The organism is Streptomyces sp. NBC_01384, from assembly GCF_045040035.1.
Classification (GTDB): domain Bacteria; phylum Actinomycetota; class Actinomycetes; order Streptomycetales; family Streptomycetaceae; genus Streptomyces.
Genome location: NZ_CP109559.1, coordinates 9,426,415 through 9,448,214, shown reverse-complemented (window position 1 = coordinate 9,448,214; position 21,800 = coordinate 9,426,415). Strand labels below are relative to the sequence as shown.

20 protein-coding genes and 1 pseudogene are annotated in these 21,800 nt (G+C 70.0%); 8 read left to right on the top strand and 13 right to left on the bottom strand.

The annotated features are described in order from the left end of the window. Positions 1-15: 15 nt before the first annotated feature. Positions 16-906, bottom strand: a complete 891-nt coding sequence (locus tag OG747_RS43385) for an SIS domain-containing protein (protein ID WP_405884836.1) — start codon at positions 904-906, stop codon at positions 16-18. 135 nt (positions 907-1,041) lie between these two features. On the opposite strand from OG747_RS43385, the gene OG747_RS43380 reads away from it, so the two are divergent. Next, positions 1,042-1,821 (top strand): DeoR/GlpR family DNA-binding transcription regulator, encoded by a 780-nt coding sequence (locus OG747_RS43380; protein ID WP_405884834.1) that lies wholly within the window; start codon positions 1,042-1,044, stop codon positions 1,819-1,821. Between the two features lie 53 nt (positions 1,822-1,874). On the opposite strand, the gene OG747_RS43375 is transcribed toward OG747_RS43380, so the two are convergent. Further along, positions 1,875-3,965 carry a GH92 family glycosyl hydrolase gene (locus OG747_RS43375; protein ID WP_405884833.1) on the bottom strand — a complete coding sequence of 697 codons (2,091 nt, stop codon included), beginning with the start codon at positions 3,963-3,965 and terminating at the stop codon, positions 1,875-1,877. A gap of 300 nt (positions 3,966-4,265) precedes the next feature. On the opposite strand from OG747_RS43375, the gene OG747_RS43370 reads away from it, so the two are divergent. Genes OG747_RS43370 through OG747_RS43360 form a run of 3 tightly spaced genes read left to right on the top strand, consistent with a single transcriptional unit; the run spans position 4,266 to position 6,792 of the window. Then, positions 4,266-5,417: an ABC transporter ATP-binding protein gene (locus OG747_RS43370; protein ID WP_405884832.1), complete on the top strand. Its 1,152-nt coding sequence runs from the start codon at positions 4,266-4,268 to the stop codon at positions 5,415-5,417. Next, positions 5,414-6,121, top strand: a complete 708-nt coding sequence (locus OG747_RS43365; protein ID WP_405884831.1) for an ABC transporter permease — start codon at positions 5,414-5,416, stop codon at positions 6,119-6,121. The genes OG747_RS43370 and OG747_RS43365 overlap by 4 nt, the downstream gene beginning before the upstream one ends. Next, positions 6,118-6,792, top strand: coding sequence for an ABC transporter permease (locus OG747_RS43360; protein WP_405884830.1), 675 nt, complete (start codon positions 6,118-6,120; stop codon positions 6,790-6,792). The genes OG747_RS43365 and OG747_RS43360 overlap by 4 nt, the downstream gene beginning before the upstream one ends. A gap of 66 nt (positions 6,793-6,858) precedes the next feature. Here OG747_RS43360 and OG747_RS43355 read toward each other — a convergent pair whose 3' ends face one another. Genes OG747_RS43355 through OG747_RS43340 form a run of 4 tightly spaced genes read right to left on the bottom strand, consistent with a single transcriptional unit; the run spans position 6,859 to position 11,162 of the window. Further along, on the bottom strand, positions 6,859-7,470 hold the full coding sequence (locus tag OG747_RS43355; RefSeq protein WP_266426118.1) for an ATP/GTP-binding protein: 612 nt from the start codon (positions 7,468-7,470) through the stop codon (positions 6,859-6,861). Then, positions 7,421-7,852, bottom strand: a complete 432-nt coding sequence (locus OG747_RS43350; protein WP_405885999.1) for a DUF742 domain-containing protein — start codon at positions 7,850-7,852, stop codon at positions 7,421-7,423. Before OG747_RS43350 ends, OG747_RS43355 begins: the two co-directional genes overlap by 50 nt. Before the next feature lie 59 nt (positions 7,853-7,911). Next, on the bottom strand, positions 7,912-8,385 hold the full coding sequence (locus OG747_RS43345) for a roadblock/LC7 domain-containing protein (RefSeq protein WP_405885997.1): 474 nt from the start codon (positions 8,383-8,385) through the stop codon (positions 7,912-7,914). A gap of 2 nt (positions 8,386-8,387) precedes the next feature. Beyond that, complete coding sequence (locus OG747_RS43340; protein ID WP_405884829.1) at positions 8,388-11,162, bottom strand: ATP-binding protein; 2,775 nt, start codon at positions 11,160-11,162, stop codon at positions 8,388-8,390. A gap of 345 nt (positions 11,163-11,507) precedes the next feature. On the opposite strand from OG747_RS43340, the gene OG747_RS43335 reads away from it, so the two are divergent. Beyond that, positions 11,508-12,470, top strand: coding sequence for an ABC transporter substrate-binding protein (locus tag OG747_RS43335; RefSeq protein ID WP_405884828.1), 963 nt, complete (start codon positions 11,508-11,510; stop codon positions 12,468-12,470). A gap of 191 nt (positions 12,471-12,661) precedes the next feature. Here OG747_RS43335 and OG747_RS43330 read toward each other — a convergent pair. The 6 genes and pseudogenes from OG747_RS43330 to OG747_RS43305 form a co-directional block, all read right to left on the bottom strand. Next, positions 12,662-13,082, bottom strand: a pseudogene (locus tag OG747_RS43330) (lipase); the annotation flags it as partial. Between the two features lie 115 nt (positions 13,083-13,197). Further along, the gene (locus OG747_RS43325; RefSeq protein ID WP_405884827.1) at positions 13,198-13,977 is read right to left on the bottom strand and encodes an alpha/beta fold hydrolase; all 780 of its coding nucleotides are present in this window, start codon (positions 13,975-13,977) and stop codon (positions 13,198-13,200) included. 242 nt (positions 13,978-14,219) lie between these two features. Further along, complete coding sequence (locus OG747_RS43320; RefSeq protein WP_405884825.1) at positions 14,220-15,050, bottom strand: alpha/beta fold hydrolase; 831 nt, start codon at positions 15,048-15,050, stop codon at positions 14,220-14,222. A 76-nt stretch (positions 15,051-15,126) separates the two neighbouring features. Next, a complete protein-coding gene (locus OG747_RS43315) occupies positions 15,127-15,273 on the bottom strand; it encodes a hypothetical protein (protein ID WP_405884823.1) in 147 nt (48 codons plus the stop codon). Positions 15,274-15,683: 410 nt separating this feature from the next. Next, on the bottom strand, positions 15,684-16,373 hold the full coding sequence (locus OG747_RS43310) for a response regulator (protein WP_405884822.1): 690 nt from the start codon (positions 16,371-16,373) through the stop codon (positions 15,684-15,686). Further along, positions 16,370-18,061 carry an ATP-binding protein gene (locus OG747_RS43305; RefSeq protein WP_405884820.1) on the bottom strand — a complete coding sequence of 564 codons (1,692 nt, stop codon included), beginning with the start codon at positions 18,059-18,061 and terminating at the stop codon, positions 16,370-16,372. The genes OG747_RS43310 and OG747_RS43305 overlap by 4 nt, the downstream gene beginning before the upstream one ends. Positions 18,062-18,296: 235 nt before the next feature. Here OG747_RS43305 and OG747_RS43300 point away from each other — a divergent pair, with 235 nt between their 5' ends. The 3 genes from OG747_RS43300 (at position 18,297) to OG747_RS43290 (ending at position 21,198) form a co-directional block, all read left to right on the top strand. After that, positions 18,297-19,157, top strand: a complete 861-nt coding sequence (locus tag OG747_RS43300; protein ID WP_405884819.1) for an ABC transporter ATP-binding protein — start codon at positions 18,297-18,299, stop codon at positions 19,155-19,157. Beyond that, positions 19,154-20,032: an ABC transporter permease gene (locus tag OG747_RS43295; RefSeq protein WP_405884817.1), complete on the top strand. Its 879-nt coding sequence runs from the start codon at positions 19,154-19,156 to the stop codon at positions 20,030-20,032. The genes OG747_RS43300 and OG747_RS43295 overlap by 4 nt, the downstream gene beginning before the upstream one ends. A gap of 80 nt (positions 20,033-20,112) precedes the next feature. After that, a complete protein-coding gene (locus OG747_RS43290; RefSeq protein ID WP_405884815.1) occupies positions 20,113-21,198 on the top strand; it encodes an ABC transporter substrate-binding protein in 1,086 nt (361 codons plus the stop codon). 134 nt (positions 21,199-21,332) lie between these two features. Here OG747_RS43290 and OG747_RS43285 read toward each other — a convergent pair whose 3' ends face one another. After that, positions 21,333-21,758 carry a hypothetical protein gene (locus OG747_RS43285; RefSeq protein ID WP_405884814.1) on the bottom strand — a complete coding sequence of 142 codons (426 nt, stop codon included), beginning with the start codon at positions 21,756-21,758 and terminating at the stop codon, positions 21,333-21,335. Positions 21,759-21,800 lie beyond the last annotated feature (42 nt).

The window sequence follows — 21,800 nt, the reverse complement described above, 5'->3', positions numbered from 1 at the left end:
GGTGATCGAGCCGACTCAGTGGGCGGTCCGGTCGAGGATCACCGAGCGGGTGAGGTGGCGCGGCCGGTCGGGGTCGAGTCCGCGGGCCGCGGCGACGGCGACCGCGAGCCGCTGGGCGCGCACGAGCTCGGCGAGCGGGTCGAGAGCGCCGGCCACCCACAACGCGCCCGTGGCCCGTACCTGTTCGGCCAGTCCTTCGGGCGCCTCACCGAACATCCAGGTGGCCGTGGAGCCGGTGGTGACACTGATGGGCCCGTGCCGGTACTCCATCGCCGGGTAGGCCTCGGTCCAGGCCAGCGAGGCTTCGCGCATCTTGAGCCCGGCCTCATGGGCGAGCCCGACGGTCCAGCCGCGGCCGAGGAAGGTGAACTGCGTGCAGTCGACGAGCCCTTCGGGCAGCGGCGTCTCGAGCGCGGTGCGCGCGTCGGCGACGACGGCGTCGGTGTGCAGTCCGAGGTGGGCGCGGAGCAGGGTGAGCGCGGTGGTCGCGAACCGGGTCTGCACCACGGACCGTTCGTCCGCGAAGTCGAGCACGACGAGGTCGTCCGCTGCCTCCATCACGGGGGTCTCGGGGTCGGCGGTTATCGCGGTCGTGCGGGTACGTCCACGCAGCCGCCCGAGGAGTTCGAGCACCTCGGTGGTGGTGCCGGACCGGGTGAGGGCGACCACGCGGTCGTATGCGCGGGTGTCCGGGAACTCCGACGCGGCGAAGGCGTCCGTCTCGCCCTGCCCTGAGTGCTCACGCAGCGCGGCGGCGGACTGCGCCATGAAGAAGGAGGTCCCGCACCCCACGATCGCGACCCGCTCCCCCACGGCGGGCAGCGCGCCGCCGTGTGCCGTGGCCTGCTCGGCGGCGCGGATCCAGCACTCGGGCTGGCTGCTCAGCTCGTCCTCGACATGGGTCATGCCCTACCCCTCCCATTGATGCTCGTTCATGCAAGATATAGCTAGCTTTCGAGCACAATCAAGCAAATCTGCACCGGGAATGCTCGGGAATCCGGTGCGCTAGGGTCGCGGAGGATCGAGGAACGGAGAGTGCGGATGTCGCGCGACGCCCGCTGGAAGGCACTGCTGGAACTGCTCGTGGAGCGGGGCCGGCTGGAGGTCGAGCAGGCCGCCGCCGAGCTGGAGGTGTCGGCCGCGACGATCCGGCGCGACTTCGACCAGCTCGCCGAGCAGCAGATGCTCGTGCGCACCCGGGGCGGCGCGGTCGTGCACGGGGTCTCGTACGAACTGCCGCTGCGCTACAAGACCGCCCGGCACGCCTCGGAGAAGCAGCGCATCGCGAAGGCGGTGGCCGATCTCATCGCGCCCGGCGAGGCGGTGGGCCTGACCGGCGGCACGACCACCACCGAGGTGGCCCGCGCGCTGGCCGTACGCCCCGATCTGGCCTCGGGTTCGCCCGCGCTGACCGTGGTGACGAACGCGCTCAACATCGCCAATGAGCTCGCTGTACGCCCCCAGTTCAAGATCGTGCTGACCGGCGGGGTTGCCCGCCCGCAGTCGTACGAGCTGGTCGGACCCCTCGCGGACGGTGTACTCAGCCAGATCACCATGGACGTCGCCGTCCTCGGCGTGGTCGCCTTCGACGTCGCGCACGGCGCGGCCGCCCATGACGAGGCCGAGGCCGCGATCAACCGGCTGCTGTGCGAGCGCGCCGCGCGCGTGATCGTCGCGGCCGACTCCAGCAAGCTGGGGCAGCGCGCCTTCGCCCGGATCTGCGCGGCCGACTCGGTGGACACCCTGGTCACGGACGCGGCGGTGGGTGAGGAGATGGTGCGGCGGTTCGAGGAGGCGGGGGTCGGGGTCGTCGCCGTCTGACGACCCCGACCCCGGCTCGGCGATGCGTCAACAGGGGTTTCTCAGAGCCGAGTTCACGAACTCTTCCGCGCCTGCGCGGCGCCTGTGAGCGTGCGGACGTCGCGGCTGGTGGCCGCGGGGTCGGGCGCGGCGAGCACGATCCTGGGACTGCCCGGGCGGTGCAGGGTGATGGAGGGGAAGGCGGGCTCGGCCTGGGCGAGTTGGCCGGTGCCGGGGGCCTGGGGATACATGCCCAGGCTCGCCCAGACGGCCCAGGAGGACATGGCGCCTAGGTCGTCGTTGCCGACGAGGCCGTCGGGGCGGTCGCTGAACAGGGTGGCCAGGGCGCGGCGGACCGTGTCGCGGGCGCGGTCGGGGCGGCCCGCGTAGTCGTACGCCCAAGGGGTGTCGAAGGAGGGCTCGTTGCCGAGGTAGGCGTAGGGCTGGGTGCCGCCCGCGTTGAGCTGGGTGAAGAAGGTGTCCAGGCGGCTGGTGACGGCGGCGTTCCCGCCCATCAGGGTGAACAGGCCGGGCAGGTCGTGCGGGACCATCCAGGTGTACTGGGCGGCGTTGCCCTCGACATACTCCTTGGTCTGCGCGGGCGTGAAGGCCGGCCAGGTGCCGTCGGCGGCGCGCGGCTGGAGGTAACCGGTGGCGGGGTTGAAGAGATGGCGCCAGTTCCCGGAGGCCTTCAGCAGGGTGTCGTGGGCGGCGGTGTCGCCCAGACTGTGGGCGAGCTGGGCCAACGCGTAGTCGCAGACGGCGTATTCGAGGGTGGTGGCCGCCGAGCCCCACACTCCCTTGGCGCCGGCGGGGACGTAGCCGACGGTGTCGTACTGCTCGTGTCCGGGCCGCTGGCGCTCGTCCTTACGGCCCGCCATGGCGGCGCGCAGCAGGCCGCGGGCGTCGAAGTCGGTGGCGCCGAAGGCGTGGACGGCGGCGGCGATGACGGGCAGCGGGTCGCCGACCATGACGCCGGTGCCACCGTTGGCGAGGGTCCAGCGGTCGAAGTAGCCCGCCTGGAGGCCCTGGTTGAGGACGGACTGTGCGATGTCGGAGGCCTCGTGCGGGGCCAGCAGGGCGAGCAGCTGGACCTGGGAGCGGTAGACGTCCCAGCCGGAGAAGTTCGCGTACTGAACGTGTCCGGGGCGGGTGCGGTGGATGGCGCCGTCCATGCCGGGGTAGCGGCCGTCGGTGTCGCTGAGGGTGCTGGGGTGCAGGAGCGCGTGGTAAAGGGCGGTGTAGAAGACGCGGCGCCGGGTGTCGGTGCCGCCGCCGACGGCGATGCGGCCTAGCCAGTCGTTCCACTGGGCGCGGGTGGCCCGGCGGATCTCGTCGTACGGGTTCGTGTGCTGCTCGGCGGCGACGTTCCGGCGGGCACCGTCGACGCTGACGAAGGAGACGCCGACCCGGACGGTGACCGTACGCACGTCGGGTCCGAAGGAGACGTGGGCGGCACCCGGTTTGCCGTCCGGGTGGGCGGCCTCGGCGAAGGGATGGTCGAAGGCGGCGTGGAAGTAGAGCCGGTAGCGGTTCTTGGACTTGCAGAAGCCGCCGCTGTCGGTGAAGCCGGACAGGGTGTCGGTGCCGATGTCGACCGTGCCGGTGGCCGCGTTGAACGCCTTGCCGGCGTCGATGCTCAGCGCGGCGGGGCGGTCGTCGGTGTCCGGGTAGGTGAAGCGGGCGATGCCCGAGCGCTGGGTGGCGGTGAGTTCGGTGCCGATGCCGTTGTCGAAGTTGACGTGGTAACTGCCGGGTGAGGCCTGCTCGTTGGCGTGCGAGAAGGTCGCCCGGCCGGCCCTGTCACCGGCGAGCATCGGCATGAAGGGCACATTGCCGTAGTCCTTGCACCCCGCCCCGGAGATATGGGTGAGGCTGAACCCTCTGATCCGGTTGTCCCCGTACGCGTACCCGCCGTGCTGGTAGGTCACCGTGTCCGGGCTCCACTGCACTCCGCCGAGCGGTGCCGTCGCTCCGGGGAAGGTGTTTCCGGCTCCGCCGCCGTGGCCGAAATCGGCCCCTCCTGGCGCGGTACCGACGAACGGGTTCACGTACTGGGCCGGATCGACGACCGCGTCGTCCGCGACGGCGGGTGCGGTCGGGGCGGTCGAGACGACGAGGACGGCGGCGCCGGCCAGCGCGGCCCGGCGGAAAGGGAATCGCACGAGGGTCTCTCCGGGCTGTGGCGGGGACAGGGCCTGGTCCCATGGCGGCAGGGCATGAGGGCGACAGTCTCCCCGGAGATGTCGCCGCCTTCGCGCCGCCGCGCCCGGAGATCACCCGGGCGGCCCAGCGCCCGTCGTCATCGGAGAGGCTCGCGCAGCGCGGCACGCTCCACCTGCGCATCATCCACAACCGGCCACACTGCGATGTCCGAACACATGCACCAACTGGCTAGACTACGCACCCTCGTGCATGTGATCCGGTCACGTCCGAACGCAGCCGTTCCCGAAGGGTTTCGACGCTTGATAGCCATCGAAGATGTCAGCAAGCGATATGCCGACGGCACGGTGGCCGTCGATCGCCTGTCCCTGCAGATACCGAACCACTCCATCACCGTGCTCGTCGGGCCTTCGGGGTGCGGCAAGACCACCACGCTGCGGATGATCAACCGGATGATCGAGCCCAGCAGCGGCACGATCCGGGTCAACGGCGAGGACATCCTGCGCAAGCCGGTCAACGCCCTGCGTCAGTCCATGGGTTACGTCATCCAGAACGCGGGGCTCTTCCAGCACCGCACCATCCTCGACAACATCGCCACGGTGCCCCGGCTGCTCGGCTGGTCCAAGCAGCGCGCCCGGGCCCGCGCGGCGGAACTGATGGAACGGGTCGGCCTCGACCCCAGCATGGCCCGCCGCTACCCGTACCAGCTCTCCGGCGGCCAGCAGCAGCGCGTCGGCGTCGCCCGCGCACTGGCCGCGGACCCGCCGATCCTGCTGATGGACGAGCCGTTCTCCGCGGTCGACCCGGTCGTCCGCCGGGGCCTGCAGGAGGAGTTGCTGCGCATCCAGGGCGAACTGGGCAAGGCGATCGTGTTCGTCACCCACGACATGGACGAGGCCATCACGATCGGCGACCGCGTCGCCGTCCTGCGCACCGGCGGCAAGCTCGCCCAGTTCGCCGCCCCCGACGAACTGCTGTCGGCGCCCGCCGACGCGTTCGTGGAGGAGTTCCTCGGCGGCGACCGGGGCATCCGCGGTCTGTCGTTCCTGTCCACGCGCGACCTCGAACTCGACCGCTCCCGGGTCTTCCCGGTCGGCACCGACTGGCAGCAGCTCGGCGGGCAGCCGGGCGACGCGGGGACGGTCCTGGTCACCGACGCGGGCGGAAAGCCGCTGGGCTGGGCCGATCTGACGGTGTGGACGGGTGACGTCCAGGCGCTGGAGCCGTACGGGCAGGCCTTCGAGGTGGGCAAGGACTCGCTGCGGGTCGCCCTGGACCGGGCGGTGCTCTCGCCCACCGGTCAGGCGGTCGCCGTGGACGGGGCGGGGCGGGTGCTCGGGCTCGCCGGGCAGGAGACGGTCGCCGCGGCGATCCGCGCGGCCCGGCAGCGGCGTGCCGCGGAGTCCTCGCAGGACTCGTCGCCGGGCTCTTCGCAGGTGAAGGCCGCGCGATGAACGGCTTCTTCGACATTCCGAGCGACCTCCAGCACAGTTACACCGGTCTGATCGCCATCCACATGCAGGAAGCGCTGATCCCGGTGCTCGCCGGTCTCCTGCTGGCGCTGCCGATCGGCCTGTTGTGCGTCCGCTACGACTGGCTCTACCCGCCCGTGCTGTGGACCTCCACGGTGCTGTACGCGATCCCGTCGATCGCCTTCTTCGTGGTGCTCATCGACTACACCGGGCTGAGCCAGCTGACCGTGATGATCCCGCTGTGTCTGTACAGCCTCGTCGTCCTGGTCCCGGCGGTCGTCGACGGCATCCGCTCCGTCCCCGAGGAGACGAACGCCGCCGCCGCGGCGATGGGCATCGGCCCCGTACGCCGTTACTTCCAGGTCCAACTGCCCATCGCGGTACCGGCGATCATGGCCGGCCTGCGGGTGGCGACCGCCTCCAGCATCAGCCTGGCAAGCGTCGGCTCGCTGATCGGCAACCAGGGGGCGCTCGGCAATCTGCTGGCCAGCGCGATGCTCTACCATCGCCCGCGCCTCGCCGTGACCTCGGTGGTCACCACCGCCGTCCTCGCGATCCTGGTCGACTTCCTGCTCGTCCTGCTGCGGCGGGTGCTCACCCCCTGGGAGCCGCCCTCCGGCCGCAGGACCGGGCGCCTCACGGCCACGACCTCGGGCCCCACGCGCACACCGGAGAGCGTCTCGTGAACGTACTCAACTTCATGCAGTCCTTCTTCACCGACGGGTCCCACTGGCACGGCTACGACGGCATCCCGCAGCGCGTGTGGGAGCACGTCCAGTACACCGCCTGGGCGCTCGCGATCGCCGCGGCCATCGGCCTGCCCATCGGCCTGGTCACCGGGCACACCGGCCGCGGTGGCAACGCGCTGGCCTTCGTGTCCTCGGGGGCCCGGGCACTGCCGACCTTCGGGCTGTTGGTGCTGATGTTCGTCTGGCTGGGCCTCGGCATCGTGCCCGTGATGATCCCGCTCGTGGTGCTGGCGATCCCCCCGATCCTCATCACCACCTACGAGGCGATCCGTACTGTGGACCCCTCCCCCGTCGACGCCGCCCGGGGTATGGGCATGTCGGAGGGGAAGGTCCTGTTCCAGGTCGAGGTGCCGACGGCGCTGCCGTTGATCCTCAGCGGCCTGCGCTCGGCGGCGATCCAGATCGTGTCGACGGCGACGATCGCCGCCTATGTCAGCCTCGGCGGGGTCGGCCGCTACATCCTGGACGGCCTCTACCAGCGCAACTACGAGAAGGTGGCGGGCGGCGCCGCCCTCACCGCCCTCCTGGCGCTGCTCGTCCTGGTGCTGTTCTGGGCCGTGACCCGGGTCGCGGTCTCCCCGGGCGTGCGCAGGCGGCGTACGGCTTGAGGGAAAGGAAAGAAGGGGGGACGGGCCCGGGCCCGTCCCCCCTTCTTCTTCTGTTTCTTCTTCTGTTCACTGCTCCGCGGTCGCCAGCGCGTGTTCGAGGACGACCAGGAGCGCGTCCCTGACCGACCCGCGCTCGCGGGCGTCGAACACGGTGAGCGGCACGTGGTCGCCGACGTCGAGGGCCCACCGTACGTCGTTCAGGTCGTGCTCGACCTTGCCGTCGAAGGCGTTGACGGCCACCGCGAAGGGGATCTCGCGGTGTTCGAAGTAGTCGACGGCCGCGTAGCAGTCGTCGAGCCGGCGGGTGTCCACGATGACGAGCCCGCCGAGGGCGCCCTCGACCAGGTCGTCCCACATGAACCCGAAGCGCTCCTGGCCGGGGGTCCCGAACAGATAGAGCTTCAGGGTCGGATCGAGCGTGACACAGCCGAAGTCCATGGCGACGGTGGTCGTCATCTTCTCCGGGGTGTGGGAGAGGTCGTCGATGCCCGCGGCGACCGAGGTGATGGACGCCTCGGTGGTGAGCGGCTCGATTTCGGAGATGGCGCCCACCGTGGTGGTCTTGCCCACGCCGAAACCGCCCGCGATGACCATCTTCACCGGCATCGGCGGCCGGGGACCCTCGGTGTCAGCGCTCACGGATCGCGCCCCGGGAGTCGGGGATAGCTCGGAGACCATCGATAACCCTTCGCAATACGGTGGCGTCGCGGGCGGAGTCGGCCTGCGGTGCGTACAAGGCCAGTTGACCGTCGGCGCGCAGGTCGTCGGCGAGCACCCTGATCACATTCAAATGCATCCGCAGTTTCGCCGCGATCTCCGCCAGCGACTGCGGCTGGCGGCAGACCGTGATGATGTCGCGGTGCTGGTCGAAGACGAAGGCGTCCAGCGTGGCCAGCCCGAGTTCGGTCGCGACGACCTGCGTCTCGATCGGAATCGTCGGTACCAGACTGCCGCCGCCGGCGATCCGCCCCGCGGTCAGCAGGAATGGCCGGACGATCGACGGGGGATGCTCCGCTCCCCATACGTCGTCGTCGGCGGCTGATGGCTCGCCGGCCGTCATCTCGTCCTCACCCTTCACCTCGCGGGTCGTCCCGGCCTTCGCGACGCCCCCGCCGACCGTCAACCGGTCGGCGCGATCCCCACGGTGTTCTTGAGCTCCATGACCAGCTGCGGGCTCAGGGCGGCACCGGCCCGGTTGGCGAAGAGGGTCATCTCGTACGCGATGTTCCCGAGCTTCGCCTCCTTGGAGGCGACCACGCCGAGCACCGCGCCCGCGCCGAGCGCGGACACCAGGACGTGTCCCTCCTCCAGATCGATGATGACCTTGTTGAGCCCGCCGAGGCCGTAGTTGCCCGACGCGCCCATGGCGAGGCTGGTGATCCCGGAGACGATGGCCGCGAGCCGCTCCGAGTCCGCCTTGCCGCGCAGTTGGGACACCGCGATCAGCAGACCGTCGGAGGACACACCGATCACGTCGACGACCCCGGCGGTCTCGGTGGCAAAACGATTGAGCAGCCAATTGAAGTCGGCAGCGGCGGTCTTCACGTCCGTCGCCGGTTCCACGGCCGCGGACTCCGGGCCACCTGTCCACATGGTCACTTGCTCATGCCTTCCGGGAATGAGGGTCTGTTGTTCTCTGTGCTGGATTCGTTCGAGGTGTCGGGACGGCCCCCTGAATGGGCCGACCCGATGCCGGTGCTGTGGGCCTCTGCCGCGCTGTCGCGCTCGGCCCGCAGGACGGCGGCCTCGAACTCGTCGATCTCGGATCGTGCCGCTTCCGCGTCGGCGGTCTGCCAGGCGGGCGGCCGCGGGTTGGTGATGGTCTGTTTGGGCAGGCGGGTCGAGGCGGTGGTGGCCTGCAGGGTCGCGCCGCGCACCCGCCGCCGCAGCGGACTGGCGCCACCCTCTCCCGGTCGCGCCGGGGCGCTGCCGGACGTCGACGGGGCCGTGCCGGAGCCGGGAGCGGTGCCCGCGCCGCGCGAGGGCCGCCCGACTCCGCTCCCCGTGCCGGTACCCGTGTTGGGGCCGGTGCCGGTGCCGCGCTGGGGACCCGGTCCGCCGGCCGCGCCCTGCGGCATACCGCGTCCTGCCGCCTCGCGTGCGCCCGCGCCCGTACCCGCCGGGGTCCGCGGGGCCGTGGCGCCCGATGCGCCGACCGGCCTGGGCCGCGAGACGCCGGGGCCGCCGTACCCGCCCACGCCGCTGTCGCCCGTCGGTTCCTGACGGCCCGTGTGGCCGGATTCCGTGCCCCGGCCGCGGGCAGGGATCCTGCGAGGCAGGGCCGAGGGGCCGGGCTCCGGATCCACCGCCGCGGGGCGCGGCTCGGTGCCGCCGGAGCGGCGCGGCGGGGGCAGGATGTGCGGGGCCCGGGCCGCGGCCCCGGTGGGGTCGGCGAGCAGCAGATGGGACGAGGGCACGGCCACGGTGGCGGTGACACCGCCGCCCGGGGTGCGGGTGAGCACGACCTCGATGCCCCAGCGCCGGGACAGACCGCCGACCACGAAGAGGCCGAGGACCTCCGTCGGGGCCAGGTCGAGCCGTTCGCGGCGGATCAGCCGGGCGTTCTCCTCCTCCAGCCGCTCGACGCTCATTCCGAGACCGTGGTCGATGATCTCGATCAGGGCGCCGCCGCCGGAGCCGTGCCGGGGGCGCAGGACGACTTCGACGCTGCTGGACGCCGGGGAGAACGTCACCGCGTTCTCCAGCAGTTCCGCGAGCATCAGTGTGAGGTCGCCGACGATGTCGGGGGCGACGGTGACATCGCCCTCGGCGTGCGGGGTGACGCGCTGGTAACCCTCGATCTGGCCGAGCGCGGCACGGACGATGTTGCTGAGCCGCATGGGCCCGGTGTTGAGGCCCGTCTCGCGGATTCCGGCGAGCAGCATCAGGCTGTCGGCGTTGCGCTGGAGGCGTACGGCGATGTGGTCGATGCGGTAGAGCCGGTCCAGTACCTCGGGGTCGGTCTCGCCGCGCTCCACCGAGTCGATCAGCGCGAGCTGACGTGCCGTCAAGTTGCTGACGCGGTGGCCGACGTTGCCGAACATCTCGGCGATGTTGCGGCGGCTGATGACCTGGCGCTCCAGCAGAGCGGTCGCGGTGACCTGCACCTGGTTGAAGGCTTCCGCGAGTTCACCGATCTCGTCGCGGACCGGGACCGGAACGGCTTCCAGGCGCGGCGGGCTCGCGTCGTCGGCGTCGTCGTCCGCGACCCGGGCGAGCTCGGTCTCGGCCGCGGCGGCCACGTGCTGGGCCGCCTCGGTGAGGGTCCGCACGGTGCGCACCACGGAGCGGCGGATCAGCACGGAGAAGAGGATCCAGGCGGCGAAGGCGGCGAGGTTCGCGGACACCAGCCAGATCACCTGCCACCAGGCGTCGCCGGACGCCTCCTGGGTGTCGGAGGCGATCTCATGGATGACCGACTCGGTGATCTTCAGCCGGTTCTGCGCCTGGCGCTCGTAGGTGGGATCGGCGGCCAGCGCGTCGCCGAGCGCGGCGCGCAGCTGGGCCGCGTTCCCGGCGACCAGACCGCTGGGGTCGACCTGGAGGGCGGCGTAGTGCTGGGCGATGACGCTCTGGAAGGGGCTGTGCTCGATCGAGGCGAGTTCGGCACCCTGTTCCTGGCTGGCGAACCGGGTGAACCGCTCGGCCTGGTAGGTGTACTGCTCGTAGTCGCCGACGGCTCCCGTGTACTCGATGAGCGCGTTGGGGTCCCGGGTCCGGGCCGCGAAGACGCTGGTCTCGAAGGACGCGTGGGCGGTGTCGGCGCGCAGCAGGGCGTCGAGCAGATTGCCCGCGGACTCCGAGGACTCGTCGCCGGACTGGCCGAGCCCGAGGCCGTTGATGAGGCCCTCGATCACCGATCCGTACGCCGGGTCGATGTTGTCGGCGGGGATCGGCCCCTCTTCGATGGTCTTGCGGAGGCTGTCGAGGCCCTCCAGTTCCTTGAGCGCCTGGGCCTCGGCGTCGGGCAGCCGGTCCCCGTAGATGGACCGTACGGCCTCTGCCTGGATGGCGACCTTCTGCTGAGCCTGGAGGTAGGAGGAGGTGTCAGGCGCCTTGTCGCCGGGGCGGGCGGCCTCGTAGCGCAGGGAGACGAGGAGCGCCTGCCGGTGCTCGCTCTGCACGCCGTCGATGAGCTTGGTGACCTGCGCGCTGTCCCGGACGAGCCGGGCGGTGTCGGCGGCGGAACGGGCCAAGCCGATCTCGGAGTAGACGATGTAGGCCATCATCGCCGACACGACGGCGAGCGGAACAATCACCAGGATGTTGAGTTTCCGACGGAAAGGCCAACGGTCGAGGAGGGAAGGCGTCCGGCCTATTCGGGGAGCCGTGGTCTGCGGCCCCCGGGCGGCTTTCCTGTGCGCGGGCACCAAACCTCCTTGACTTCATTCCCAATTGGAAGCCCGCAGCCCGAGCTGCGTGGACTCGGGTCATGTCAGCACGCTCGGGCCGAGCAAGTGGAACCAGATCCCCCGACTCGGCCAACATTAGCGGCTACCGCAAGAGTACGGCCATGATCAACCAAAACCTGGCACGGGGATACGTCGGATTCACCACCGTTTCGGTCAGGTTGCGCCCACGGGCTGAAGCCGGGCGGTCTCCATCGGTGATCTATTCGTGTCTTGACGGTGCGTTACTGCGCTCGCTTGGATCGTCATCACGCCATGCCTTCCGGCCATGCCTTCCGGCCTCCGACCGCCCATGCACAAGTCTGGATGACCAACGTGACCCACGCCAGAAGCACCAGAACGACCGCAACGTACGCTGCATCCCTGCTGGTTGTGGCCGCGGCCGCCCTCACGGGCTGCGGTTCCTCCGACAACTCGAGCGGCAAGGACCCGCTGCAGGGCGGCTCCGCCAAGGGCGGAACGGTCGTGGTCGGCTCCAACAACTTCCCCGAGAGCATCCTGCTCGCCGACATCTACGGCGAGGCCCTGAAGGCCAAGGGCATCAAGGTCAGTTACAAGCTGAACATCGGCAGCCGCGAGACCACCTACGGTCTGATCAAGAACGGCACGATCACCGTCCTGCCCGAGTACAACGGCGCCCTGCTGGCCTACCTGGACGCCAAGGCTGCCCCGACCACGGTCGCGGACACCGGCAAGGCCATCACGGCGAAGCTCGATGCGAAGCTGTCCCTGCTGGAGCCCTCCGAGGCCCAGGACAAGGACGCGATCGCGCTCAACGAGGCCACGGCCAAGAAGTACAGCCTCACCGCCACGTCGACGATCGCCGACCTCACCGATGCGGCGAAGGACCTGGTCATCGGTGGTTCGCCGGAGTTCCAGACCCGTAAGCAGGGGCTGGTGGGCCTCAAGTCCGAATACAGCCTCAATTTCAAGTCGTTCAAGGCGCTGGACGCGGGTGGTCCGCTGACCGTTGCCGCCCTCAAGGGCAACAACATTCAGGCCGCGGATATTTTCACGACCGACCCCGGAATCACGAAGAACAAGTTCGTGGTCCTGCAGGACCCGAAGAATCTCTTCGGATTTGAGAACGTGACGCCGCTGGCCTACAAGAGCGATCTCACTTCCGCCGGAGTTTCCGCGCTCAACGCCGTGTCGGCGAAGCTCGACACGGACGCCTTGGTCAAGCTCAACGCCCAGGTGCAGAACGACAACAAGGACCCGCTGGACGTCGCCAAGACGTGGCTGTCGTCCGCCGGACTGTCGTCCTGACGGAGTGCGTCGGCCGGGGCGGACCTCCGCTCCGGCCCCGGCGGGGTCACCGGGGAAGCACGGTGGAGTCGCCGGGGACGGACGCTTGACGCCCCCGACGAGAGCCTCGCCGGCAGCCCGTCCGCGGCTCACGGCGACGGCGAGGTCGTCGGATCCGCCGCCGGCTCGGGCCCTGGGCCGGGGCCGACCGGCGCCGGGCGGGGTCTCGACGGAGCCGGTGGTCATGTCCACGGTCAGGACATTGCCGCCGGGCGCGCTCGCCCGGCCGGCCAGGCGGCCGTCGACGAGCAGGTCCTACACGCCGTCCGGGCGGGGCGGGGCGCCCTGGTAGGCCATCTTGGTGGGGAGCGTGTCCAGGTCGACGGCCGTGGCCCGGGTGCGGAAGACCAGCCGCGCACCGGAGGGCTGGGCCTCCGCCATGGCCAGCTGCCCGTCGGCGCACTGCGCGCGGGCCCGGGCGGGCAGCCGATGGGGCAGCACTCCGTGCGCGGTGCGCTCCAGGTCGAGCGCGCCGCGCAGGAGATCCGCGGTGATGGGTGTGGTGACCCAGTCCGTAGGCGTAGACCGGGGCGTGGCGGCGAAGCCGGAGACGTCGTCGTGCTGGTGATTCATGTCCTCACCGTGTCGACCGGATTCCCGATCCGCACATGTTTTCAGGCCCACCGCCCAGCCGGCCCTGGCCGAGCAGGGCACGAGCGGCGTCCGGTTGACCTTTCGGCTCGGCGGCTCATGCTCCGCCGGTCACGAACCGGTCGAGGGCCGAGGTCAGTTCCGCCGGTTTCTCCACCGGCAGTTCGTGGCCGGCGTCCACGATCCGGACCACCGCGTCCGGGTAGGCCTTCGCCATCCGCAGCATCTGCGAGACGGGCAGCTGGATGTCGTGGTAGCCGTGGACCAGGAGCGTGGGCGTGCGGATCTCGCCGACCCGGTCCAGGACGTCGAAGGACCGCATCGCCCCGTAGCACGTCATGACCACCTCGCGCGGCGTGGCCGAGGAAGCCCGGATGCACTCCCGGATCTGCTCCCGCGGGTAGCCGGGCGCGAAGGCCCGCTGGATGTTGGCGGCGACGAACAGCTTGAAGGGCACCCGCGTCGATACCGCCATCAGCAGGCCCCTCCCCCGGCTGTAGGTCATACGGCTGATCGAGTTCACCAGCGCCATGCGCTCGATCCGCTCGGGATGCTCGAGGGCCAGGGTCTGCGCGATCATCCCGCCCATGGAGTGACCGACGGGGATGAACCGGTCGGCCTCCAGGTGGTCGAGGACGGCGAGGACGTCCCCGGCCAGCTCCTCGACGGTCCGCCGCCCCGACCCGTCGCTCTCGCCGTGCCCGCGCAGGTCGAGGCGTATGACCCGGCGCTTCGGGGAGAAGTGCGCCAACTGGTGGTCCCAGCGGCGGCGGTTGGCCGTCCAGCCGTGGATGAACACCAGGGGCACGCCGTCACCGTCACGGGGGCCCTCGTCGTCGTACGTCAGTGTGGCGCCGTCGACTTCGAGCTGCGGCATGGGTCGCCTCCTGCGGTGCGGTCCGTCCGGTCCGGTCCGGTTACTGACGGGTACGGTATCCGGCCGCCCAGGGCGCCGTCACCGTCGTTCGCCGAGGAAATCCAGGATGTGCCCGAACACGTCGAGGACATCGAGAAATGGGGGTGCTCTGGCCCACGGCCAACAAAGGAGCGCCGCCGCCCTGCGCGGATGCGACGGCTCCCACCACCGCCGCGCCCACCGGCCCCTGACGGCAGCGGACTTCACGGCGTGTCCGGAGCGCCCGGGTGTTCGATGCGGGCGGCGAAGGCGGCGATGTCGGCGACCACGCGTTCGGGCTGTTCCCAGTGGACGACATGCCCTCCGCCCTCGTAGGCGAGGAGGTGTGATCCGTGGATGGCGTCCAGAATGGTCTGCTGGTCGCTGCGCGGCAGGAGGCCGTCCTGGTCGCCCCAGATGACGAGGGTGGGCACCAGGACGCCTGCGAGGGTTGCGGGCAGATCGGTACCGAGCAGTCCGCTCAGGGTCTCTTTCCAGACATACGCGGGGAGCTTGAGCCCTTCGTCGATCATGGTCTCGATGAGTCCTCTGGCCATCGGTCGGGCCACCATACAGGCGATGAAGTCCTCGACGAACTCTCGGGGGACGGGGTCGGAGAGGCCCCCGACGTCCTCCTGCAGCCTGGCCACGGCCGGCTTGTCCGCGAGCGTGCCCGGGACACCGATCAGCACCAGTCCCGAGATCCGGTCGGGGTGACTGCCCGCGACCAGCCGGGCATGCACTCCGCCGGTGGAGGATCCGACGAGAAGGGTGCGGTCGATCTCGACGGCGTCCAGGAAGGCCACGAGGTCGGAGGCGAAGTCCTCGGGCCTGTAGCCGTCGGGAGGGCGGTCCGCGTCGCCATGGCCGCGCTGGGTGGGTGCGTAACCGTGCAGGGAGGCCGGGAGACGCCTCAGGAGGGGCTCGAAGGACCACCAGGAGTCGCCGAGCCCGTGCACGAAGACGACCGGTGTGCCGCTGGGGTATCCGGCTTCGGCGTAGGGGAGGACGAGTCCCTTCCTCACCAGCGTGGACTTCAGGGAGATCACGGTCACGACGCCCTGCCTCCTTCCGCTCGCTTCCGACGGTACCGATGAGTGGCACAGCCCGCGCTGCGGCACGGCGTGTGCCTCAGGACGACGCCCGGACGAAACGGGTGAGGGCGGCGACGTACTGCTGTGAACGGGTGACGTGGCGGATGCGCCCCGCCCCTTCGAGAGTCTGCCGCCGTGCCTGCGGCAGGGCTTCGCCGCCGCCCGCCGGTTCGTGGAGGTGCATGAGCTGCGTCGTCCAGGGCCTCGGCGATCACGAAGTACGGGAAGAGCGTCGACTCGATCACCTCGCGGAAGGCGTCGTAGCACCTGGACAGGACCGGCGGTCCCAGGTGCCATGGCCGAGACCAGCCTGCCGGTGCACTCCTGCTCCTGCACAGAGGGCGTCTTCCATCTCCTGGGCAAGCGTTGGACCCTCCTCCAGCGTCCCGCCCGCTTCAGCGAACCGCACTCCGCGCTGCCGCCGCTGTCCAAGCGCGTACTGAGCGACCACACCGGTCGTCGAGGCGGCGCGGGCAACGCTGCAGTCGGCCTACCCCTCGGCTCGTCGAGTAGATGGCGGTTGTCCGGGCGGACGAGTCGCAGGACCCGGAACTGGAAGAGGCGATCTTCGACGTACGCCGCACATGGCACAAGTCAGGACACGGTCCGGTAGCGGTGTTCGGGGCGGCCCGTCGCGCCGTAGCGGAGTTCCAGCCGGACCATGCCCTCCCGTACGAGATAGGAGAGGTACCGCTGGGCCGTGGCGCGGGAGACGCCGGTGAGCTCCGCCGCCTCGGCCGCCGACAGGTCCCGGCGGGCGCTGCGGACCACCTCATGGAGCAGGGCGAGGGTCGGCGCGGAGTGGCCCTTGGCCGGGACGGTGGGCAGGGCGGTGGGGCGGACGACGCTGAACAGGGCGTCCACGTCGGCCTGGTCGGTCTCCGCCTCCGGGCCCAGGACGTCCACCCGGTGCTGGAGTTCGCGGTAGGCGGTGAGCCGCTCGGCCAGGGCGGCGGCGCCGAAGGGCTTGACGAGGTATCCGACGGCTCCGAGCTTCATCGCGGTCCGTACGGAGGTGATGTCCCGGTCGGCCGTGATCACGATGGCGTCGGGGCGGGCGCCGCCCGCGTCGCCGGTCAGCTGCCGCAGCACGTCGAGACCGCTGCCGTCGGGCAGGAAGATGTCGAGGAGCAGCAGTTCCGGGTGGAGCGTACGGACGGCGTCCAGCGCCTCGGCCACGTTCGCCACCTGCCCGACGACCTCGAAGCCCTCGACGCGGGCCACATAGGTGCAGTGGAGTCCGTTCACCCGGAAGTCGTCGTCCACCACCAGGGTCCGTATCACCAGCGCTCCCCTCCATCGGCCGCGGCCAGAGCGCCTGCCGGTACCGGCAGGGCCGTCGTGAACAGTGCGCCCTGCGGCGCGGGCACGGCGTCCGGCAGGGGCAGCGTCACGGTGAAGACCGCTCCGGGCCCCTCGCTGACCGTGATGATGCCGCCGTGCCGCTGGACCAGCCGGTGGACCAGGGCCAGTCCCAGGCCCCGCCGGGCGGTGCCCCGGTCCGGCCGGGTCGACCAGCCGTCCTCGAAGATGGACTCGGCCGCGCCCGGCGGGATGCCCGGACCGGTGTCGGCCACCCGCACCAGCACCTCCGTCCCGGCCTCGACCACGGTGAGCCGCACCTCACGGCCGCCCGCCGGGGTCGGTCCTCCGACCGCGGCGTCGAGCGCGTTCTCCAGCAGGTTGCCGACGATGGTCAGCAGCCGGTGCAGATGCGGCGGCTGCTCTCCGAGCGCGGAGTCCTCGTCCAGCACGATCCGTACGCCGCGCTCGGCGGCGACCGTCGTCTTGGCCACGATCAGACCCACCATCAGCGCGTTGCCGATGTGCTCGCGCACCGACTCGGTCAGCTCCTGGTCGGCGCCGGCCAGCTCGACGGCGTACTCGTACGCGGACTCGTACTCCCCCACGTCCAGCAGCCCGGCCAGGGTGTGCATCCGGTTGGTGAACTCGTGCTGCTGGGCCCGCAGTGCGTCCGTCAGCCCGCGCACCGAGTCGAGCTCCCTGAGCAGTCCGACCAGTTCGGTGCGGTCCCGCACGGTGACCACCGCTCCCAGCGCGCGGCCGTGCAGCGTCACCGGCATCCGGTTGACGGCCAGGCAGTGGTCGTCGGTGAGGACCGTGATGTCCGTGCCGCCGAGGGTGCCGTCCAGGGCCCGGCGCAGCCGCCCCTCGGGCAGGAGTTCGTCCAGCCGGCTGCCCAGTGCCGTGCCCAGACCGAGCAGGTGGCGGGCCTCGTCGTTGATGACGGTGACCCGGCCCTCCGGGTCGAAGGCGACCACACCCTCCCGGATGCCGTGCAGCATCGCCTCCCGGTCCTGCAGCAGCCCGGCGATCTCCTCCAGTTCCAGCCCGAATGTCGTCTGCTTCAGGCGTCTGGCCAGGAGGAACGCGGCCGCCGAGCCGAGCGCGGTGGCGATCGTGGCATACAGGCCGAAGGTGGGCAGCTCCCGCCACAGCTCGCCGAGTACGTCGTGTTCCGGGATACCGACCGACACCTCGCCGACCAGCGTGCCGGTGGGCCCCTTCAGCGGAGCCTTGCCGTTGGCGGACCGCCCGGTCGCGCCCTGGTCGGTGCCGACGTGGGAAAGGCCGTCCAGCACCACGATCGGATCGCCCACCGGCTCGCCGATCAGCGCCGGGGTGGGGTGCGAGTGGCGGATGCCATGCAGGTCGATCACGACCACGTACGACGCCTTCGACGCGTTCCGGATCCGTTCGGCGACGGTCTGCACGATGTCGCCGCCACCGCCGTACTCCATGGCCTGCTGGATCTGCGGCTCGGCGGCCGTGGTCTGCGCGATGGCCAGCGCCCGCTGCTCGTAGGAACGGTCGATCTCGGCCCGCTGAGCGAACGCGAACAGTACGAAACCGATGGCTCCGGAGAGGGCCAGGATGGCCAGCTGGTTGGCCAGGATCCGCGCGGAGAGCCTCCCCTTCCTGGCGCGGCCGATCCGGATTCGGATGGGCATCACAGGTGCCTTCGCCCTTGTCTTGCTGCCGGGCCCGGCCCCTTCGCCGTAACCCGTGGTGGCGTGATTGTGCCCCACCAGGGACATGCTGCCCACCCCCGGCCCGCTGAGCAGAACGCGCAGAACCCCGGTTAACACAACTAACGCGAGATACGTCTGAAACAGCGACGTAATACGGGGCGGCCTCTAGCGTCTGCCTTCCTCGACCCCGAGGTTAGGAAGGAGACGGCCTCAGATGGCTTCGCAAAACGATGCCGCGTTGAGCCCGGCCGCCGACAAAAGCGGCCAGGACAGCGCGCGAGTCGAGATTTCAGGGCTCACCAAACGATTTCTGACTCCTGCGGGTGAGGTGTTCACGGCGCTGCAGGACGTTTCGTTCACCGTGGAGCCTGGCCAGTTCTGCGCGGTGGTGGGCCCGACGGGCTGCGGCAAGTCGACGACCCTGAGCATGGTCTCCGGGCTCGACCGGCCCAGCGAGGGCTCGGTCAAGGTCGGCGGCCGTGAGGTGGACGGTGTCACCGACGGCGTCAGCTTCATGTTCCAGTCCGACGCGCTGCTGCCCTGGAAGACCGTCCTCGGCAACGTGCTGATGGGCCCGGTCTTCCGCGGCGTCCCCAAGCAGAAGGCCCAGGCCTCGGCCCGCGACTGGCTGCGCCGGGTGGGTCTGTCGGGGTTCGAGGACCGCTATCCGCACCAGCTCTCCGGCGGTATGCGCAAGCGCGTGGCGATGGCCGCGGCGCTGATCAACGAACCCAAGATCCTGATCATGGACGAGCCGTTCGGCGCCCTGGACGTGCAGACCAAGGCGATCATGTCGACCGAGCTGCTCGGCCTGTGGGAGCAGATCCGGCCGTCGGTCATCTTCATCACCCACGACCTCGACGAGGCCGTGGCGCTCGCCGACCGGGTCGTCGTCATGACGTCCAGCCCCGGGTCGGTCAAGGCGGTCTTCGACATCGACCTGCCGCGCCCGCGCGGCTCGGTCCAGGAGATCCGCTTCCAGCCCCGCTTCGTCGAACTTCAGCACCAGATCTGGGATTCGCTGCGCGAGGAGGTGGAGCGCGCCTACGCACGCACCGCAGGAGGTAAGGCATGAGCACGACGTCCACCGTTTCCGCCGCTCCGGTCAAGGACGGCGCACAGTCCTCGGCCGCGGCAGCCGCCAAGCGGCAGGTCCGCAAGCGCGTCGCACTGACGTGGGCGGGCCGCATCGTCCTCGCGGCCATCGTCATCGGCGGCTGGCAGGCGTTCACCACCTGGGGGATCGTCGACAAGTTCTTCTTCGGGCAGCCGACCGGCATAGCCAAGCGGCTGGTCGAACTCTTCCAGCACGGCACCGAGCAGGGGTCCTACTACGCGGACATCTGGACCACCGTCCAGGAGGCGCTCATCGGCTTCGCCCTCGGGACCGTCTCCGGAGTGATCTTCGGCATCGCGCTGGGCCAGAGCCGCTTCCTCTCCGAAGTGCTCGGCCCCTACATCAAGGTAGTGAACGCGATCCCGCGTATCGTCCTCGGCTCGATCTTCATGATCGCGTTCGGCATCGGAACGCTCCCGAAAGTCCTGCTCGCCGCGGTCCTGGTGTTCTTCATCGTCTTCTTCAACGCCTTCCAGGGTGTCCGTGAGGTCGACCGCAACATCCTCGCCAACGCCAAGGTGCTCGGCGCCTCACAGCTGCAGATCATCCGGCACGTCACCGTGCCGTCCGCGCTCACCTGGATCATCGCCAGCCTGCACAGCGCCTTCGGCTTCGCCATCGTCGGCGCACTGGTCGGCGAGGTGCTCGGCGCGCAGAAGGGCCTCGGCCTGGTCATCAAGACCGCGCAGGACAACTTCGACCCCGACGGCGTGTTCGCGACCATGGTCGTCATCGCGGTCATCGTGCTCGGCGCCGAGTGGCTGATCGGCAAGCTCGAGCACCGGCTGCTCGCCTGGCGCCCGCCGGCCCCGTCCGAGGTCAGCTCCCTCTGACTCCATCCCCGTCCGCCCCGTCCCCGTCCCCCTCCCCATCACCATCCCCTCTGTTTCTCCCCGGAAGGAAAGTGCCTGCCATGTCCAGACGACCCGCCGCCGTTGCCGCGTCCCTCATCGCCGTCCTCACCCTCGGTGCCGCCACCGCCTGTTCCAGCAACTCGGGCAGCTCCAGCAGCTCAAGTGGCATGCCGACCGTCAAGATCATGGTCGGCGGCATCGACAAGCAGATCTACCTCCCGTACGAACTCGCCCAGAACCTCGGCTTCTACAAGAAGTACGGCGTCAACGTCTCGCTGAGCACCGAGCAGAGCGGCGGTATCGGCGCTGAGGACGCCATGGCCTCCGGGCAGGTGGACATGGCCGGCGCCTGGTACGTGCACACCATCGACTTCCAGGTGAAGGGCAAGGCGGTCGAGGACATCGTCCAGCTGTCCGGCGCGCCGGGCGAGCGGGAGATGTGCGTCCCGAAGAGCGGCGTCCACTCCGGCGCGGACTTCAAGGGGAAGACGCTCGGTGTCACCGACATCGGGTCGGGCACCGACACGCTCACCCAGTTCATGGGCGTGCAGAAGGGCGTCAAGGCCAGCCAGTTCAGCCGGATCGGCATCGGCCAGGGCTCCACCGCCATCGCCGCGCTGGAGAACGGCAAGACCGCCTGCGTCATGACGACGCAGCCGACGGTGGCCGCGATCGAGAAGAAGGGCATCGGCACCTCCGCGATCGACCTGGCCACCACTGACGGCGCCAAGACGGCACTCGGCGGCACCTGGCCGGCCGCGTCCGTCCTCGCCCAGACCTCCTGGGTGAACTCGCACAAGGACGCGGCCCAGAAGGTCGTCGACGCGCTCGTCGCAACCATGCACTGGATCAACACGCACAGCGCGGCCGACATCGCGAACAAGCTGCCGTCGTCGTACGTGTCGAACCAACTGGTGACCAAGGCCGACTACATCACCGCCCTGAACCAGGACAAGGGCCAGTTCCTCCCCGACGGCATCATGCCGGCCGGCGGCCCGAAGACCGTTCTGGCGACCGAGGAACTCGTCGGCCACGCGACCTCGAAGGTGAACCTCGGTACGACGTTCACCAATGACTTCGCCATCAAGGCCAACAAGTTGGAGGGCTTCACCACCACCACGGCCCCGGCGGGCTCGAACGGCTGAGTCTGACGGCGCTCACGGGGCCGCCCAGGTGTCCATCACCCGGGCGGCCCCGCACTGATGCCCCGCCGGAGAGTCCGGCGGGGCATCAGTGCAGTCCGTCTACTTACCTTTGTCTGATCGCCCGTCGCCGTGGCTCAGAAGTACAGGTACGCGGTGGGAGTGCTGTGGGTACCATTGATGCCATATCCAACGACTTCCAGCACCTTGGAGTACTGGCTGGGCAGAAGCTTGTAGACCGCGTTCGCAGTTTCAGTCGCACCGCCGTACGAGTAAACCTTCTTGTACTGCTCATTTCCACTCTTGTCGATCCAGACGACCTCGACGTACGCCTCGGAGCAGTAAATAGAATTTGCCGACGAGTCCCCGATGAACACATAGCCCCCGTACGTCGAGCTGTACGAAGAGTGCCCGCTGACGGTGACCGTGCAGTTCCCGTACGACACGTTCTTGCTCTGCGAAGGGTAATTCACGCCAGACGCGAACGCGCTGGTCGCCGCAAGGGCAACCGCTGCACTGGACACGCCGGCGACCGTCAAAACGCGCTTGAGGCTTTTCAGCATTCCTTGTTCCTCTCTCTGGGCAGGCGAAAGCAGTTTGCGGAC